General features: G+C 65.3%; 19 protein-coding genes. 3 read left to right on the top strand and 16 right to left on the bottom strand.

Annotation, left to right across the window (positions count from 1 at the left end):
- Positions 1 to 75: 75 nt before the first annotated feature.
- The 16 genes from OTER_RS03815 to OTER_RS03740 form a co-directional block, all read right to left on the bottom strand.
- Positions 76 to 1,581, bottom strand: coding sequence for a complex I subunit 4 family protein (locus OTER_RS03815; RefSeq protein ID WP_012373581.1), 1,506 nt, complete (start codon positions 1,579 to 1,581; stop codon positions 76 to 78).
- A gap of 91 nt (positions 1,582 to 1,672) precedes the next feature.
- Positions 1,673 to 3,451, bottom strand: a complete 1,779-nt coding sequence (locus OTER_RS03810) for a Na(+)/H(+) antiporter subunit D (protein ID WP_012373580.1) — start codon at positions 3,449 to 3,451, stop codon at positions 1,673 to 1,675.
- Positions 3,444 to 3,692: a hypothetical protein gene (locus tag OTER_RS03805; protein WP_012373579.1), complete on the bottom strand. Its 249-nt coding sequence runs from the start codon at positions 3,690 to 3,692 to the stop codon at positions 3,444 to 3,446. Before OTER_RS03805 ends, OTER_RS03810 begins: the two co-directional genes overlap by 8 nt.
- A 71-nt stretch (positions 3,693 to 3,763) precedes the next feature.
- On the bottom strand, positions 3,764 to 5,392 hold the full coding sequence (locus tag OTER_RS03800; RefSeq protein ID WP_012373578.1) for a monovalent cation/H+ antiporter subunit D family protein: 1,629 nt from the start codon (positions 5,390 to 5,392) through the stop codon (positions 3,764 to 3,766).
- Between the two features lie 6 nt (positions 5,393 to 5,398).
- On the bottom strand, positions 5,399 to 5,731 hold the full coding sequence (nuoK, locus tag OTER_RS03795) for an NADH-quinone oxidoreductase subunit NuoK (protein WP_012373577.1): 333 nt from the start codon (positions 5,729 to 5,731) through the stop codon (positions 5,399 to 5,401).
- Positions 5,728 to 6,363: an NADH-quinone oxidoreductase subunit J family protein gene (locus OTER_RS03790; RefSeq protein ID WP_012373576.1), complete on the bottom strand. Its 636-nt coding sequence runs from the start codon at positions 6,361 to 6,363 to the stop codon at positions 5,728 to 5,730. Before OTER_RS03790 ends, nuoK begins: the two co-directional genes overlap by 4 nt.
- Positions 6,360 to 6,911 (bottom strand): NuoI/complex I 23 kDa subunit family protein, encoded by a 552-nt coding sequence (locus tag OTER_RS03785; protein ID WP_012373575.1) that lies wholly within the window; start codon positions 6,909 to 6,911, stop codon positions 6,360 to 6,362. The genes OTER_RS03790 and OTER_RS03785 overlap by 4 nt, the downstream gene beginning before the upstream one ends.
- A gap of 4 nt (positions 6,912 to 6,915) precedes the next feature.
- A complete protein-coding gene (locus OTER_RS03780; RefSeq protein WP_012373574.1) occupies positions 6,916 to 7,944 on the bottom strand; it encodes a complex I subunit 1/NuoH family protein in 1,029 nt (342 codons plus the stop codon).
- A 6-nt stretch (positions 7,945 to 7,950) separates the two neighbouring features.
- On the bottom strand, positions 7,951 to 9,150 hold the full coding sequence (locus OTER_RS03775) for an NADH-quinone oxidoreductase subunit D (RefSeq protein ID WP_012373573.1): 1,200 nt from the start codon (positions 9,148 to 9,150) through the stop codon (positions 7,951 to 7,953).
- Positions 9,147 to 9,971 carry an NADH-quinone oxidoreductase subunit C gene (locus tag OTER_RS26475; protein WP_012373572.1) on the bottom strand — a complete coding sequence of 275 codons (825 nt, stop codon included), beginning with the start codon at positions 9,969 to 9,971 and terminating at the stop codon, positions 9,147 to 9,149. Before OTER_RS26475 ends, OTER_RS03775 begins: the two co-directional genes overlap by 4 nt.
- The gene (locus OTER_RS03765; protein WP_083767602.1) at positions 9,968 to 10,504 is read right to left on the bottom strand and encodes an NADH-quinone oxidoreductase subunit NuoB; all 537 of its coding nucleotides are present in this window, start codon (positions 10,502 to 10,504) and stop codon (positions 9,968 to 9,970) included. Before OTER_RS03765 ends, OTER_RS26475 begins: the two co-directional genes overlap by 4 nt.
- A 23-nt stretch (positions 10,505 to 10,527) precedes the next feature.
- Positions 10,528 to 10,914 carry an NADH-quinone oxidoreductase subunit A gene (locus tag OTER_RS03760; protein ID WP_012373570.1) on the bottom strand — a complete coding sequence of 129 codons (387 nt, stop codon included), beginning with the start codon at positions 10,912 to 10,914 and terminating at the stop codon, positions 10,528 to 10,530.
- A gap of 289 nt (positions 10,915 to 11,203) precedes the next feature.
- Entirely contained in the window at positions 11,204 to 12,064 is an 861-nt protein-coding gene (locus OTER_RS03755) for a 2-oxoacid:ferredoxin oxidoreductase subunit beta (RefSeq protein WP_012373569.1), read from the bottom strand.
- Positions 12,061 to 12,360 (bottom strand): hypothetical protein, encoded by a 300-nt coding sequence (locus OTER_RS03750; protein WP_012373568.1) that lies wholly within the window; start codon positions 12,358 to 12,360, stop codon positions 12,061 to 12,063. The genes OTER_RS03755 and OTER_RS03750 overlap by 4 nt, the downstream gene beginning before the upstream one ends.
- 38 nt (positions 12,361 to 12,398) lie before the next feature.
- Positions 12,399 to 13,841 carry a 2-oxoacid:acceptor oxidoreductase family protein gene (locus tag OTER_RS03745; RefSeq protein ID WP_012373567.1) on the bottom strand — a complete coding sequence of 481 codons (1,443 nt, stop codon included), beginning with the start codon at positions 13,839 to 13,841 and terminating at the stop codon, positions 12,399 to 12,401.
- A 34-nt stretch (positions 13,842 to 13,875) separates the two neighbouring features.
- Positions 13,876 to 14,109, bottom strand: a complete 234-nt coding sequence (locus OTER_RS03740; RefSeq protein WP_012373566.1) for a ferredoxin — start codon at positions 14,107 to 14,109, stop codon at positions 13,876 to 13,878.
- Between the two features lie 216 nt (positions 14,110 to 14,325).
- Between OTER_RS03740 and OTER_RS03730 the strand changes: the two genes are divergently transcribed.
- From OTER_RS03730 to OTER_RS03720, 3 genes are all read left to right on the top strand, one after another.
- A complete protein-coding gene (locus tag OTER_RS03730) occupies positions 14,326 to 14,751 on the top strand; it encodes a YbaY family lipoprotein (protein WP_012373565.1) in 426 nt (141 codons plus the stop codon).
- 24 nt (positions 14,752 to 14,775) lie between these two features.
- Positions 14,776 to 15,747 (top strand): D-2-hydroxyacid dehydrogenase, encoded by a 972-nt coding sequence (locus OTER_RS03725; RefSeq protein ID WP_012373564.1) that lies wholly within the window; start codon positions 14,776 to 14,778, stop codon positions 15,745 to 15,747.
- 187 nt (positions 15,748 to 15,934) lie between these two features.
- Positions 15,935 to 16,216 carry a hypothetical protein gene (locus OTER_RS03720; RefSeq protein WP_012373563.1) on the top strand — a complete coding sequence of 94 codons (282 nt, stop codon included), beginning with the start codon at positions 15,935 to 15,937 and terminating at the stop codon, positions 16,214 to 16,216.
- The last annotated feature ends 75 nt before the right edge of the window (positions 16,217 to 16,291 follow it).

Below are 16,291 nucleotides of genomic sequence, written 5' to 3'. Positions count from 1 at the left end.
AGAGAGAAACACAGCGGGCCGCGACTCTGCGTGCTCTGCGATCTCTGCGATCTCCTGTGAGGTCTGACTTGGTGTTCATGGCAGCGAGGCGACCTGCGGGGCGACGGCGTTAGCCTGCTGGAGCAGGTTGAGCACGCTGGCGTGCATGATCTTCATGAACGGCGCGGGCTGCAGCCCGATCCAGAAGACGAACACCACGAGCGGGGCGAACATCGCGATCTCGCGGACGTTCAGATCGGCGAGTGCGGGGTGCTTCGGGTTGTTGACGCCGCCCCACGCGAGTTTCTGGAGCATGCGCAGGTTGTAAGCCGCGGCGGCGACGATGCCGGGCACGGCGCAGACGACGAGGAGTTTCGAAACCGAGAAACCGCCGGCCATCACGAGGAACTCGCCGACGAAGCTGTTGGTGCCGGGGAACGCGAGTGACGAGAGGCAGAAGAGTCCGTAGCAGAAGGCGAAAACCGGCATGTGTTTGCCGATGCCTGACGCGGCCGCGAGATCGCGCGTGTGGAGCCGCTCGTAGATGAGGCCGACGACCATGAAGAGGCCGCCGGTGGTGACGCCGTGGTTGATGAGGACGAGGGTCGCGCCTTCGACGCCGGCGGCGTTGAGCGCGAAAATACCGAGCGTCGCAAAGCCCATGTGCGCGACGCTGGAGTAGGCGACGAGTTTTTTCAGGTCGGTCTGCGCGAGCGCGGCGAAACCGCCGTAGAGGATCGCGGCGACGGAGAGCCACATGACATACGGCGCGAAGGTATGCACGGCATGCGGCGTGATCGGCAGCGCGAACCGCAGGAAACCGTAGGCGCCCATCTTCAGCAGCACGCTGGCGAGCAGCACGGAGCCGGCGGTCGGCGCCTCCACGTGCGCGGCGGGTAGCCACGTGTGGAACGGGAACATCGGGACCTTGATCGCGAAGGAAATGAAGAACGCGGCGAAGACCCAGGCTTGGAAGCCGTCGGAGAACGGATGGCCCATCGTGTCCGGAATGCTGAACGTGCCGGTTTGCAGCCGCATCGCGATCAGCGCGACCAGCAGGAAGACCGAGCCGGCCATCGTGTAGACGAAGAACTTCAGGGAGGCGTAGATCCGCCGCGGGCCGCCCCACACGCCGATCATCAGCGCCATCGGGATCAGCATCGATTCCCAGAACGCGAAGAAGAGCACGCCATCGAGCGCGCTGAAGACGCCGACCATGGTGGTTTCCATCAGCAGCAGCGCGATCATGAACTCCTTCACGCGCGTCTTGATGTAGTTCCACGAGGCGAGCACGCAGAGTGGCGTGATCAGCGTGGTGAGCCAGACAAGGAGGATGCTGATGCCGTCGACGCCGAGCGTGTAATTGATCTTGAGCGCGGGGACCCAGGCGGCGTGCTCGACGAACTGGAAGGCGTGCGTGTCGGTATTAAAGCGCGGCAGCAGCGCGAGCGAGAAGAGCCCGAGCGCGGTGGTGAACGCGAAGGTCCACCAGCGTTGCAGGTTCTCGTTGCGGAGGAACGCGAGGACAGCGACGGCGGCCACCGGGCTGAAGATCAGCACGCTGAGGAACGGAAAGCCGATGTTGGCGGAATCGAGAGGCATTAGGCAAAATTTCCGGGTAGAGCCGGTCTTTGACCGGCAGTGCGCCAGTCGGAGATTGGCGCTGCTTCGGCGATGGATAACGGGCGGGGCATCAGAGGAAGATGACGAGCGCGATGACCACCACCGCGGCGGCGCCGAAGGTGAGCGCGAGGTTTTCCTGGAGCGCGCCGCGCTGGGCGCGACGCAGCCGGGCGCCGATGCCGCCGATCGCCGACGCGATGCCGTCGACCACGCCGTCGATCACGACGTTGTCGAAGCGGTTCACCAGATTGGCGGAGCGCATCAGCGGGACGATGCCGCCGGCGCGGTAGATCTCTCCGACCGCGTTGTCGACGAGCTGCACGGGCTTGCGGGCGATCCACAGGAAGGCGCGTCCGCCCATCCGATACGGCCAGTCGAGGTCGAGGCTGATCTTGGCTTCCGGGGCGAGTTTCTTGATCAGCAGGAAGAAGCCGAGTCCGGTGAAGAGGAGGATCTGCAGCGTCTCGGAGACGTGGTAAGCCGTGTAGGGCTCATACGGCACGGCATACGGCAGCATCTTGTAGAGATACGGCGTGTAGCAGCCGATGAAGATGCAGAGGAACGAGGTGATCGCCATGGCGGCGATCATGTTCGCGGGCGGCTCCTTCGCGCGCTGCCAGGTCTCGGGCGCGCAGTTGTTTTTGCCGAACCAGATGAAATACGGAACCTTCAGGCCGGTGTGGAGGAAGGTACCGGCGGAGGCGAGCATCAGCAGGAAGCCGACCCACAGCTTGTGATCTTCGAACCCGGCGGCGACGATCATCGACTTGCTGACGAAGCCGCTAAAGAGCGGGAACGCGGAGATGGAGAGACCGCCGATCAGCGTGAAGAGGAAAGTCCACGGCATCTTCTGGTAGAGTCCACCGAGTTCGGTGAACTTGCTCTTGCCGGTCATGTAGAGCACGGAGCCGCAGCCCATGAAGAGCAGGCCCTTGTAGAGGATGTGCGCGAAGGCATGCGCGACGGCGCCGTTGATCGCGAGCTCGGTGCCGAGCCCGACGCCGGCGACCATGTAGCCGACCTGACTGATGATGTGGTAGGCGAGCAGCCGGCGGCTGTCGTTTTCGAGCACCGCGTAGACAACACCGTAGAGCGCCATCACGACGCCGAGCGCGATGAGGATGTCGGTGCCGGCGAAGCCGCGAATCAGGGCGTAGACGGCGGTCTTCGTCGTGAACGCGCACATGAACACCGAGCCGTTGAACGTCGCCTCACCGTAGGCGTCGGGCAGCCAGGCGTGCAGCGGCGGGACGGCGGCGTTGACCAGGAAGCCGATGAGGATGAGCCAGTCGGCGAGCTGGAGGTTTTCGACGTTGAAGAGGTTGAACGCGAAGCTGTGCGTCGCCGCGTAGTGCAGGATAATGCCGGCGAGCAGTGAGACGCCGCCCGCGACATGGACGAGCAGATAGCGATAGCCCGAGGCGAGCGATTCCTGGCGGCCGCGGAACCAGATCAGGAACACGGACGAGAACGCCATGATTTCCCAGAAGAGAAACAGCGTGAGCAGATCGCCGGCGAAGATCGCGCCGAGCGAGCCGGCCACGTAGGTCCACGCGGCCATGTGTTCGGTGTCGCGCTTTACGTGCAGGCCGAACAGCGAGCCGATGATCGCCATCAGGCCCATGATGTAGCCGAAGACGCTGCTCAGCGCGTCGACGCGGCCGAAGGTGAGCGTGAACTGGAGGAAGTTGACCTCGGCGAACGTGCCGTGGCTCATCGCCAGGATCCGCGCGAACGCGGCGATCGGCACGAGCAGCAACCAGCCGCGTTTCAGCGCGGCCGGGATCAGCGGCAGCGCCAGCGCGCCGACGATCAGGATCAGCGAAGGATGAATCCAGAACTCACTCATCGTAGTAGTCCTCGCGGGTCATGATTCCGGCGTGGCCGAAGGCTTTGGAGAGAAGAACGATCAGCACGCAGGCGATGAAGCCGAACACGGACCAGAACGCGGGGATATGCTCGATGCGGGTGTGCGCGTGGTGCTTGTCGACGAACACGTCGATCAGCGCCACGAGCGCGAGCACGCCGAGCGAGGCGTAGATCACGGCCTTGAGGTGGGCGCGGAGAAATTCGATCAGACGGAGGAGCATGGCGCGGAAGAGTAGCGGGTAGCGAGTAGGCCGGTCAGCGCGGGCGTGATGCTCGCTACTTTGGCGGTTTTTCATGGCAGCACCGCAGCGGCGAACTGCATGAAAAAGTCGGGGTAGAACCCGAGGAGAACGGAAAGCACCGCGGTGAGGCAGAGCGGGATCACCATCGCGAGCGGGGCCTCGCCGCCCTTCGGAGCCGGAGCCGTGTGACCATGGGCGGCGCCGTGCGTGGCGTGCGCAGCGGCCGGCGCGTCATCGTGCTCATGTCCTGCGGCGACCAACTCGGGCGCGGGAATCCGCTCGGCCTCGGGCATCGGGGCGGGCGGCTTGCCGAAAAAGGCTTGGTAAACGACCGGCGCGAAGTAAGCGGCGTTGAGCAGCGTGCTGGCGATCAGGACCACGAGGATGCCGATCGCGCCGGCGTCGAGCGAACCGACCAGGAGGTAGAGCTTCGAGGTGAACCCGCCGACCGGCGGCACGCCGATCATGCTGAGCGAGGCGAGCGCGAAGGCGCCGAACGTCCACGGCATCACGCGGCCCAGTCCGCTCATCTCGGAAATATATTTCTTGTGCGTGGCGACGTAGATCGCGCCGGCGCAGAAGAAGAGGGTGATCTTCGCGAACGCGTGCGCGGCGATGTGGAACAGCCCGCCGGCCACCGCCGTGGGCGTCAGCAGGGCGACGCCGAGAATGATGTAGGACAGCTGGCTGACCGTGGAGTAGGCGAGCCGGGTTTTGAGATTGTCCTTCGAGAGCGCGATGATCGAGGCGACCAGGATCGTGATTGACACGAAGTAGGCGGTGGGGATGCCGAGGTTCAGCGCGTCCATCGTGTCGACGCCGAAGACGTAGAGCATCACGCGGACGGTGGAGAACACGCCGACCTTCACGACGGCGACGGCATGGAGCAGCGCGCTGACGGGCGTCGGCGCGACCATCGCGCCGGGCAGCCAGTGGTGGAAAGGCATGACGCCGTTCTTCGCGAAGCCGAGCAGGCAGGCGATGTAGAGCGCGGTGGTGACGCCGTGCTGGACCGTGGCGGGGATGATGCCGGTGTGCGCGTTGCCGGCGAAATCGAGCGTGCCGGAGAGGACGAAGATCAGAACGATCGCGGGGAAGACGAGCGCCTTCGCGGTGGTCGTCAGGTAGGTCAGGTACTTGCGGCCGCCCTCGTAGCCTTCCTCGTCCTGATGATGCGCGACGAGCGGGTAGGTGGAGACGCTGACGATCTCGTAGAAGAGGTAGAGCGTGAGAAGATTGTCGGCGAAGGCGCAGCCGATGGCGCCGAACAGCGCGAGCGCGAAGCAGACGTTGAAGCGGGTCTGGGCGTGTTCCTGCAGTCCGCGCATGTAGCCGGCCGAGTAGAACACCGCGAGGATCCAGAGGAACGACGCGACGACGGCGAAGATCATCGACAGCGCGTCGGCGCGCAGCGCGATCGTGAGCGCGGTGGCTTGGGGCGCGACGGTGAAGTTTGCCGCGACGTCGGCGGGAATCAGCTCGAAGAGCGTGTAGTGCGCGGTCGTGCCCGAGCGCACCGAAGGCACCAGCGACAGCACCAGTCCGCACAGCGTGACGGCCGCGAGGACGGAGATCGACTCGCGCAGGTTGGGTTTCTTCCCGAACGCCATGACGAGCCCGGCGCCGACGAGCGGCGCCAGGACGGCGAAGAGAAGGCGGATATCGGAGACGGATTCCACGAAGCGTCAGCCTTTCAGGTGCGAGATCGCCCCGGTCCCGATCGACCGGTAGTTGCGGTAAACGGCGATGATGATGCTGAGCGCGATCGCCACCTCGGCGGCGGCGAGGCCCATGATGAAGAGGACGAAAATCTGGCCCGCCGCGGGATCCGGCGAAAAGAAGCGATTTACCGCCATGATATTCAGGGAGGCGGCGGCGAAGATGATTTCGCCGGAGATCAGCATGCCGATCAGCGTGCGGCGGCGGAGCAGCCCGAAGATCCCGATCGCCAGCAGCAGCGCGGCGAGTACGAGGTAGATCGCGGGTTGTTGATGGACGGTGAGAGGATTCAGATTCATCGACGGACCTCCTCGAGCGCCTGAGCGTCGGCTGCGGAGTGGTTGGTAATCGATTCGGCGGCTCGGGCATTTTCATCCGCGAAGGTGCCGAGCCCGGTGACGGTGCGGCTGCGACCGGCGCGGGCGATGACCAGGGCGCCGAGAATCGCGACCAGCAGCACGAGCGAGATGAGTTCGAAGACGAAGCTGTAGGTCGTCAGGAGGGAGGTGCCGATCGCAGCGACGGAGCCGTCGTTGACGGTCTGCACCGGCTGTGCGGGCCACGGCGCGTGGAGCGCCAGTCCGGCGAGTCCGCCGCCGATCGCCGCGCTGACCAGTGCAGCGAGCAGCGTCTTGTGGAACGCGCGCGGGTGCTTGAGGTTCACCGGCCAATCCGGCTCGGCGAGCATGACACCGAACACGATCGTGACGCAGACGGCGCCGACGTAGATCAGGATCTCCATCAGCGCGAGAAACGGGCTGTTCAGAAAATAGTAGAGTCCGGCGAGTCCGACGCAGCAGATCATCAGTCCGGTGACGGCGCGAATGATGCGCTGGCTGCTGACGGCGATCAGCGCGCCGGCGAGCGTGGTACCAATGGCCAGTGCGAACACCGCGGCGACGATGTAGGAGGCGAAAGGAAAGGCGTTCATGAGGCTTTCGGCGCGATGCTGGCCGCGGGAGTGACGGCGGGCTGCGGTGTCGCCGGGGTCGGCGGCGCCGGCGGGGTCGGATGCGCGGCGGCCCAGGCTTGCGCCTCGGCTTCAACTTTCGCGTAGAGATCCATCTGGGCGAACTGCTCGCGGCCGAGGCTGACGACGTTGTATTGCTTGGAAAACTCGATCGCGTCGCTCGGGCAGACTTCCACGCAGGAGCCGCAGAGGCTGCACTTCGTGAAATCGAGCATGTATTTCGAGACCGACTTCTTCTTGTCGCCTTCGCGGCGGAGGCCGTCGAGGTCGATGCACTCGCTCGGGCAGGCTTTCTCGCACAGCGTACACGCGGTGCAGCGCGGCTTGCCGGTTTCCGGATCGAGGATCAGCTGGATGTGGCCGCGGAAGCGCGCGGGCATCTTCAGCGTCTCGCGCGGATACTGAACGGTGAGGATCGGTTTCGCGGCCTCGCGGCCGGTGATCCGCATGCCGATCAGCAGGCTTTTGAAACCGGAAAGGACGTCGCGAATGGCAGTGAAAAGGCCCATGGTGTCAGTTCTGCCAGAGCAGCGGCAGTTTCAGCATCGCGCCGGTCAGCAGGAGCGTGAGCAGCGAGAGGGGGATGAGGATTTTCCAGGAAAGGTTGAGCAGCCGGTAGAATTGCGTGCGCGGGAATGTCCACCGGACCCAGATTACCGTCAGAACGAGGGCGTAGACTTTCAGGAGGAACCAAGCGGTGCCCCACAGTCCGCCCGAGAGGACGCCGATCGGGCTTTGCCAGCCGCCGAGGAACAGCACCGCGGCGAGGCTGCAGCCGACGACGATGTTGGCGTATTCGGCCATGAAGAAGACGCCGAAGCCCATGCCGCCGTATTCGGTGAAGGCGCCGGCGACGAGCTCGCTTTCGGCCTCCGCCATGTCGAACGGCGCGCGGTTAGTCTCGGCCAACATGCAGGTGAAATAGATGACGAACGTCACCGGCATCAGCGGGTTCACCCAGACTTTCAGGATGTTCCAGTTCCAGAATCCGCCGGCCTGCTGCTTGATCAGCTCCTGCAGGTCCATCGTGCCGGTCATCATCAGAAGCGTGATGACGACGAGCAGCATCGGGATCTCGTAAGCGATGTTTTGCGAGACGACGCGGGCGGAGGAGATGATGGCGTATTTGTTGCGCGAGGCCCAGCCGCCGAGCATCAGCGCCATCACATTGATCGAGCCGAAGGAGAAGACGAAGAGCAGCCCGTAGCTGAGGTTGTTCGCGACGAGGTGTTCGCCGAAGGGAATCGTGACCAGACACATCAACGGCGGCGCCATCACCATCAGCGGCGCGGCGCGGTAGAGGAGCTTGTCCGTGCCGGGAGGAGTCATCACCTGCTTCGCGAGCAGCTTCAGGCCGTCGGCGAGCGGTTGGAGAATGCCGGCCCAGCCGGCTTCGTTCGGGCCCGGGCGGCGCTGGATCCAGCCGGCGCCCTTGCGCTCGGCGAGGACGAGGTAGGCGGCGTTGAGGCCGACGAAGGCGCAGACACCGACGAGGTAGAGCAGAATGCGGATGGGCTCTTGGCCCAGGAAGGTCAGGCTCATGAGCGGTTAGCGGTCGATGTCAGGAATGACGAGGTCGAGGCTGCCCATCATCGCGAGCGCGTCGGGCAGCAGCATGCCGCGGCTGGTTTCCTCGAAGAGGCTAAGGTTGCCGAAGGACGGCGTGCGCAGCCGGGCGCGGTAGGGGTTCTCCTTGCCGTCACTGACGACGCGAACCATGAACCGGCCGCGGGCTGCTTCGACGGCGTAGGTGTAGTCGCCGGCGGGGAGTCGGATCACGCGCGGAACCTTCGGCGCCATGAACGGACCGGGCTGGATCAGATCCAGACACTGCTCGATGATGTTCAGACTCTCCTCCATTTCGTCCATGCGCACGAGGTAGCGGGCCATCGAGTCGCACTCGGGGTAGGTCGGAATCTTGAACTGCAGCTTCGGATAAACCGAATACGGCTCGGCGCGACGGACGTCGTAGGCGACGCCGGAGCCGCGGATCACCGGACCAGTTGCGCCGTATTTCCGGCACGTGTCGGCGCTGATCGGGCCGATGCCAGTGAGCCGCTGGCGGAGGATCACGTTGTCCGTGACGAGGTCGCGGTACATCTTCAGCCGCGGCCGCATGTACTTCACGAACTCACGCGTGCCCTTGAGAAAATCGTCGTCGGCGTCGTTGTAGAGTCCGCCGAACCGGTAATAGCAGTAGGTCAGCCGCGCGCCGCAGAGTCCCTCGAGCAGATCGAGGATTTTTTCCCGGTCGTCGAAGGCGTAGAGGATCGGCGTGAATCCGCCGAGATCGAGCAGCAAGGCGCCCCACCACACCTGGTGACTGGCGATCCGGTTGAGCTCGGAGGTGATGACACGGATGTATTCGGCGCGCTCGGGCACCTCGATTTTCAGTCCGCGTTCCACGACACCCACCCACGCGTGGGTGTAGTGCATGGCGGAGAGGTAATCGATGCGGCTGGTGTTGGGGAGAAACTTCGCCCACGTGCGGTTCTCGCCCATCTTTTCGTGCATCCGGTGGATGTAGCCGATGACGGGCTCGGCGTTCTCGACCCACTCGCCGTCCATCCGCATCAGCACGCGCAACACGCCGTGCGCGGCGGGATGCTGCGGGCCGAGGTTGATCGTGAACGTCTCGTGCGGGGCGTGGCCCATCGCGGCGGTGGCCGCAATTTCAGCGGTGGTCCGGAGCGTCGGCGCGGAGGTCGCGGGCGTCGCCGCGGAATTCGATTCTTTGGAAGCGATCACGGGTTGTAGTCCTTCCGCAGCGGATGAAAGTCGGCGTCCTCGGGCAGGAGGAACGGCGTGAGTTGGGGATGTCCGGCGAAGCGGATCCCGAAAAAGTCGTGCGTTTCGCGTTCGTGCCAGTTGGCGCCCGGGAACACGGTCGAGATCGTGGGCAACTCAGGATTCGCGCGTGGCACGCGGGTGCGAACGACGACGCGGAGCTGCTCGGTCGGATGGAAGAAATCGTAGACGACCTCCATCTCGTTCTGTGCGATCCAGTCGACGCCGGTCACCGCATCGAGTCCGAAGCCCTGCGCATCGAGCAACTGGGCAGCGGGGACGACTTGGTCGGGCGCAACGGCGGCGTCGAGGTCGAAGCCTTTTTCGGCGCGATTGGTTTTCTGCAGCGGAAGCGGAGGCGGCGGTGGCAGTGCGGGCGTGGCGGGCTTCGGCGCGGCTGCTGCCGCAGGTGCAGCCGGACGGGGAGCCGAGGCGGCCGGTGCGGCGGGCTTAACGGCAGCGACGGGTGCAGCGACGGGCTTGGGTGCTGTAGCCGGGGTCGGCGACCCCGGCTTGCCGGGCTCAGCGAGCGCGGCGCCAAGAGCCACGGCAGACGCGGCCGCGGGCGTCGCAGCAGGGGCAACTGGCTTCGGCGCGGCGGCGGCTGCTGCGGCTTTCGCGGCAGCGGCTTCGGCGGCGGCCTTGGCCGCAGCAGCTGCTTTGGCGGCTGCCTCCGCGGCCGCGGCCTTGTGCGCGGCGATGGCCGCTTCGGCTTTGGCGAATGCTTCCGGGCCGATCAGCGCCGTGAACTGTTGGGAAAGAAGCTCGAGCGAGGGTTTCATTCTTTCAGTTGCGCGACCGGGAAGCGGCGCTTGCCGGTGATTTTCTCTTCCAGCTTCAGGATGCCCTCGATCAGCGCTTCCGGGCGCGGCGGGCAGCCAGGCACGTAAACGTCCACGGGGAAAAGCTGGTCGACGCCTTCGACGACGGCGTATTGGCCGGGATACTTGAATGGCCCGCCTGAGATCGCGCACTGGCCCATCGCGATGACCCACTTCGGCTCGAGCATCTGGTCGTAGAGCAGCTTCACCGCGGGAGCCATTTTCTTGTTCACGGTGCCGGCGACGATCATGACGTCGGCTTGCCGCGGCGACGGCCGGAAGACCTCGGCCCCGAAGCGGGAGATGTCGAACCGCGCCATGCCGGCGGCCATCATCTCGATCGCGCAGCAGGCGAGGCCGAACGTGAGCGGCCAGAGAGAGTTCGCGCGGCCGAGTGCCAGCAGGTCATCAAGTTTGGCGAACCGGGCGATCTGGGAGACCTCGGGCGGAATCTCCGGCGTCGACGGGCCCGTCGCGGCGACCAGGGAAGGCATCGGAGCGGGCTGCGCCGAGGGGGTTAGCGGCGATTCCATGCGAAGATTCCTTTCTTCCAGGCGTAAACGACCACCAGCGAGAGGACGCCGACGAAGAGGGTGAGCTCAACGAAGTCACGGACGGCAAACACCCGGTTGTAGACGAGCGCGACCGGGATCAGGAAAAGGACGTCGACCGCGAACGCGACGAAGACCAACGCGTAAAGATAGTAGACCGCGCTGTAACGGATCCAGGCGTCGCCGATCGGGTCCATGCCGCATTCGATGGCCTGGCCGGTTTTCTGGATGGTATTGCGGGTCCAGCGAGGCGCGAGAAAGTAGACGAGGACAAAAGGCCCGAACGCAAAAGCCAGTCCACCTGCGCAAAAGGCGATCAGGTAGATCAGGTCTGTCGAGGCGAGGTCGTTCATAGTTGAAAGTGCCGACGGGACGGTGGTCCGTACCTGCGGGGCGGAATTACTCTACAGCCGCGTTCCGGGAGCTGCCGCGCAGGTGTTGGCGGCCACTGCTCATAATTTGGCGCACCACGCGGATCGCTGAAACCGGACAAAATCTGCGCGGAGTCGGACTGTCGGACCGGGTTTGTCCGTGCGCTCCCGGTCATTCCGTGACATCGGCCGCGACCCGGCTCGTGCGCTGGGGATGCCGGTGGCGGCGCCTGCTAACCGCGCAGGCGTCTTGGACCATCCGCTGGACCTCCTAGGCCTGCAACGTCTTCTGTCGCTCGCGGATCAGACTGTCGTAGCTCGGCGGCGGATTGGGATTCCGATAGAAAACGCCGGTGTAGAGGGAGGTGCCGTATTCCTGGGCAAGCTCCATCGCGCGCAGCCGGTTTGACGGATCATGTCCCTCGGCGGCCAGCTTGCGCATCTTCGTTTTCTGCACCTTCGCCTGATCTTCCGGATCGCCGAAGGTCACGCACGGCGACTGGACGTTCACGAACGAGAAACCGGGATAACGGATCGCTTCCTCGATGACCTTCGTCAGTCCGTCCATGTCTGCCGGCACCCCCTGGGCGACGAAGCCGGCGCCGTAAGCCAGCACGTAGAGCAGCGGGTTCACCGGATCCTCCATGCTGCCGTGCGAACTGCTGGGCGTGACGGCGCCGCGCGGGGTCGTGGGGGACAACTGGCCCTTGGTCAGGCCGTAGATATGGTTGTCCATCACGATGTAGGTCAGATCGAGATTGCGCCGGATCGCGTGCGCCACATGACCGCCACCGATCGAGAAACCGTCGCCATCGCCGCCCGCCACGAGGACCAGCAGGTCGGGCTTGGCCATCTTGATGCCTTGGGCGACGGGAAGCGCGCGGCCGTGGACGGTGTTGAAACCGTAGGCCGTCGTGTAGCCGGGAATCCGACTGGAGCAGCCGATGCCCGAAATGAACGCAATCTCGTGTGGCGGCCGGCCAATGCTGGCGAGCGCACGGTAGAGTGCGGTAACCACGCCGTAGTCGCCGCAGCCCGGGCACCAGATCGGCTTCAGGTCGCTGCGAAAATCTTTCGCCGTCAGCGGCACTTCGCCCGCGGGACAGGCGCAGGGGGTGTCGGTGGCGCTCATTTGGCGGCTCCTTTCCCAGCCGACGCGGACGCGGCGGCGGTCATTGCGCGGAGGGTGTCCAGAACCTCGTCCGGCGTGAACGGGTTGGCGCCGCTCTTCGCGAGCGAGGCGAAGCCGGCGGGCACATCGACCCACATCCGGATGATCTTGTGCAATTGCCCCTGGTGCGACTGTTCGACGACGGCGCACTGCCGCAGCGAGGCGAAGAAATCGGCGTAGATGCGTTCGGCGATCGGATAGAGCAGTTTCGGCACGAGCAGCTTGACCGCCAAGCCTTCGGCGCGCGCCAGCCGCACCGCTTCGAGCGCGACGCCCGCTACGCTCCCCCAACTGATCAGTCCGACGGGCGCGTGGCGTCGCCCTCGAGCACGAACAGATCGCGGCGCTGCTTCAGCGGGTTCATCTTGTGCAGCCGCTTGTCGTTCATCCGGCCGTGCATGGCGCCGCTACTGGTCGGTGCCCCGGCTTCGTTGTGTTCGATGCCGGCCGCGAGATAACTGCCGCCCTTCATGCCGGGATGGCTGATCGGGCTGATCCCCGATTCGGTGAATCGGAAGCGCGTGTAGTCTTCCAACTCCTGCGCGGTGGGCTTCAGCCGCTCCACGAGCTTGAACGGCCGGGTGTCGACCGGATTGATGATGTCCTTGCGCTGGGCGATCTCCTGATCGGAGAGCACGATGACAGGAGTCTGAAATTCCTCGGCAATGTTGAACGCTTCGACGGTGACGCCGAACGTGTCCTCGACGCTGATCGGCGCGAGGATCGGTCGGACCGAGTCGCCGTGGGCGGAGAACGCCGCGGCGAACAGATCTGCCTGCTCGGATTTCGTCGGCAGCCCGGTCGACGGTCCGCCGCGCTGCACGTTGACGCAGACGAGCGGCAGCTCGACGCCGCTGGCGAGCCCGAGCGCTTCGGCCTTGAGCGAAAAACCCGGACCGGACGTCGCGGTCATCGCCTTCACGCCGGCAAATGAAGCGCCGATCGCGGCGGCGACTCCGGCGATCTCATCTTCCGCCTGCAGCAGCGAGCCGCCATGTTTCCAGATATCGCGTTGGAGATGCTGCATGATCTCCGTTGCGGGCGTGATCGGATAACCGCCGAAAAACTTGCAGCCGGCGAATAGCGCCGCCTCGGCGCAGACCTCGTTGCCGTCAGTGACCCGGCGTTGGCCGCCGCTCGAGGTCGGCGGGGCCAGGCGCTTGGCCGGATCAATCGGCCGCTCGTCCGCGTAGGCGAGCCCGGCCGCGAAGGCGCGCTCGTTGCCGGCCAGAACCTCGGCGCCTTTCTTGCCAAATTTCTTGCGGATGCCGGCGAGGATCGACTCCCGGCCGAGTCCGAACCAGCCGGCGAGCAGTCCGAGCACGACATTGTTTTTCGCCTGCAGTGTGCCCGCGCTTTTCTTCGCCAGCTCCTCGATCGGCGCCGGCAGGACGATCGCCGGCCGGACGCTCAGCGGAATCGCCGCCGGCTCGACACCGGTTTTCTGCTCGTAGATGACGACCGTGTCGGCATCCACCGGCAGCTCGCTGCCGAACCGGAGAAAGTCTTCCCAGTTCAGGGCGACCGCCACGGTGAGCGCGCCACAGGGATTAAGCACGGGCGTGGTCGCGACGCGGAACCGGCAGGAGGATTCCCCGCCGCGAATCTGCGAGCCGAAACTCTTAGTCAGAATGCCGTAATACCCGTCCCGGGCGGCGGCGGACATCAAGGATTCGCCGGCGGAGACAATTCCATCTCCGCCCGATCCGGCCATGCCGATGATCAGGTCGTGAAGCATCGAGTCGTGGTCGCTGCGGCTGCCCGGCGAAGCATCACTCGCCGTCGTTGCCGATGGATTCGGTCGCGCAGGTGGTGCGCGCCTCTTCCACGAGGTTGATTTCCTCGTCGGTCACCGGCTGTTTCTGCACGTAGGTCAGACCGGTGTCGGCGTTGCGGACGAAGATCTCGGGCGCGAGCACGCGGCACTGATCGCAGTCGATGCAGCTGGAATCCACATAGTAGCGGCCGGGAACGTTTTCAGGGTTGCGATCGGTAACAGTAGCCATGCAGCCACCTTACCGCGCCGTGGCGCGGCCCGCCGCGCGTTCCATCATTTTCGCTGCGCAGATTTTGGCCGACATGCGGCCCGCGGTGGAAAGTCGGCGGAGGAAAAAATGCACAGCAGCCGCGCCGGCCCGGAGCGTCACGACCCGCGCGCCAGCGTGATTGGATGGTGACAGCTGGCTGAAGAACACTACCTTGGGCGCGTTTTTCCAGCTGCAATGAAAGTGTTGCCCCTCGCCGGATTGCTTTTTGCCCTGCTCACGTTGAGTGCCGGTTGCGGCCACGTCGACATGACGCCGCCCGCTTCCGCGGATCGCGTGCTCAACTGCGCCGTGACCAATAACACGCAGGCAGAGCTGCCGCCGGACACGGAGGTGACCGTGCGCGTGGTGGACGTGTCGGCGGCCAACGGCCGCGGCGAGGTGCTCGCCGAAGAGACGGTGGCGAATCCCCCGCGGATGCCGGTCATGGTGCGCGTGGAGTTTCAGGCGGAAGACGCCGTGTTGCGGCGCGGTGTAAACGTCGAGGCGCGCGTGGCGGTCGGCGGCAAGCTCCGTTACATGACCACGTCGGCGCATCCGATCACGACCAGCAACGTCAACGAAACTCAGGTCATCCAGCTGGTGACGGTTGCCAACCGCTAGGCGTCCCGCACGGTCGGTGACGCGATGAGCCTGACGATCTGGTGCAATACGAAGTTTGCGGAGCCGGCCGCGCAGCGGCTGCGTGAGGCGGTGCAACCGCACCGGCTGATCGTCTCTGCGAACGCGAACGCCTCGGTGCTGGTCGCCGGTCGGCCGGACCCAACGATCGGCGAAGCGGACATCGCGTTTGGACAGCCAGCCGTCGACGACTGCCTGCGCCACGACCGGCTGCGCTGGATCGAGCTCTCGACCGCAGGCTACACGCGCTATGACACGGACGAGTTCAAGGAAGCGCTGCGCGCGCGTGGCACCGTCCTGACGAACTCGTCGGGAGTCTTCGCGGACTCCTGCGCGCAACACGTGCTGGCGATGATGCTCTCCCTTGGCCGCCAGCTGCCGCAGTCGCTGCGGGACCAGCTCGCGGATCATTCCTGGCATTACACGGAGCGGCGCTACGACTCCCGGCTGCTGACCGGGCAGACCGTGCTGCTGCTCGGCTTCGGTGCGATCGGACGGAGGCTCGCGGAACTGCTGGCGCCGTTTCGCGTCACGGTGCTGGCGCTCCGGCGGCAGACGCGGAGTGAGCGCAACGTGCGCGTGATCCCCGCCGAGGCGATCAGCAGCGCACTTGCCGAGGCGGATCACGTGGTGAATATTTTACCGGAGAACGACGCGACGCGTGGCTTCGTGAACGCGCGGCGGCTCGCGTGTTGCAAGCGCGGGGCGCGCTTCTACAACGTGGGTCGTGGCACGACGGTCGATCAGAACGCGTTGCTCGAGGCTTTGCAGTCCGGCCGGCTCGGCGCGGCGTATCTCGACGTGACGGATCCCGAGCCGCTGCCGCCCGAGCATCCGCTCTGGACGGCGCCGAATTGTTTCATCACGCCGCACACCGCCGGCGGCCGACACGATCAGGACGAGGCGCTGGTCGAACACTTCCTCAAAAACCTCGCGGCGTTCCAGAGCGGAGCGCCGATGACGGACCGAATCGTGTAGCAGTCGGCGTATCGCGATCGCATCCGGGCGTGGGAGACGGCCCGTGGTGACAGGAGCCCCCTTGATGACACGGCTGCGGTGGCCGCCGCGGAATAAAGCCGGCGGGGTTCCCTCTGATGGCATCCGGCCGATACGCACGGGCACGTTGCCTGCGCCAGTGGGCCGCCAACCCAAACACAGTTCATCCATGACCAGATCCACTCGATTGCTCATCACCGCCGCGGCGCTTTCCGGGCTCTATGCCGGTTCGCTGACCACCCGTGCCCTCGCGAATGACGGCGCCGCCGGCACGCCGATTGCCAAAGACGACGCCAAGGGCAAACACGACTGCAAAGGCAAGAATGCCTGCAAAGGCCAGGGCGGTTGTGCCGCCGGGGACAACGGCTGCAAGGGCAAGAATTCCTGCAAGGGCAAAGGTGGTTGCGCCTCGAAGGAGGACGCCAACGAAAAGAAGAAGATGGCTTCGTAAACGGATCGGGACGCAGGCGCAGCCCGATGTGGCGGCGCCTGCGAGCCGTTTTCCCTGGGTCGTTGCGGCTGCGCT

This window comes from Opitutus terrae PB90-1, assembly GCF_000019965.1.
GTDB classification, from domain to species: domain Bacteria; phylum Verrucomicrobiota; class Verrucomicrobiia; order Opitutales; family Opitutaceae; genus Opitutus; species Opitutus terrae.
This window is presented reverse-complemented; position numbering and strand designations above follow the sequence as displayed.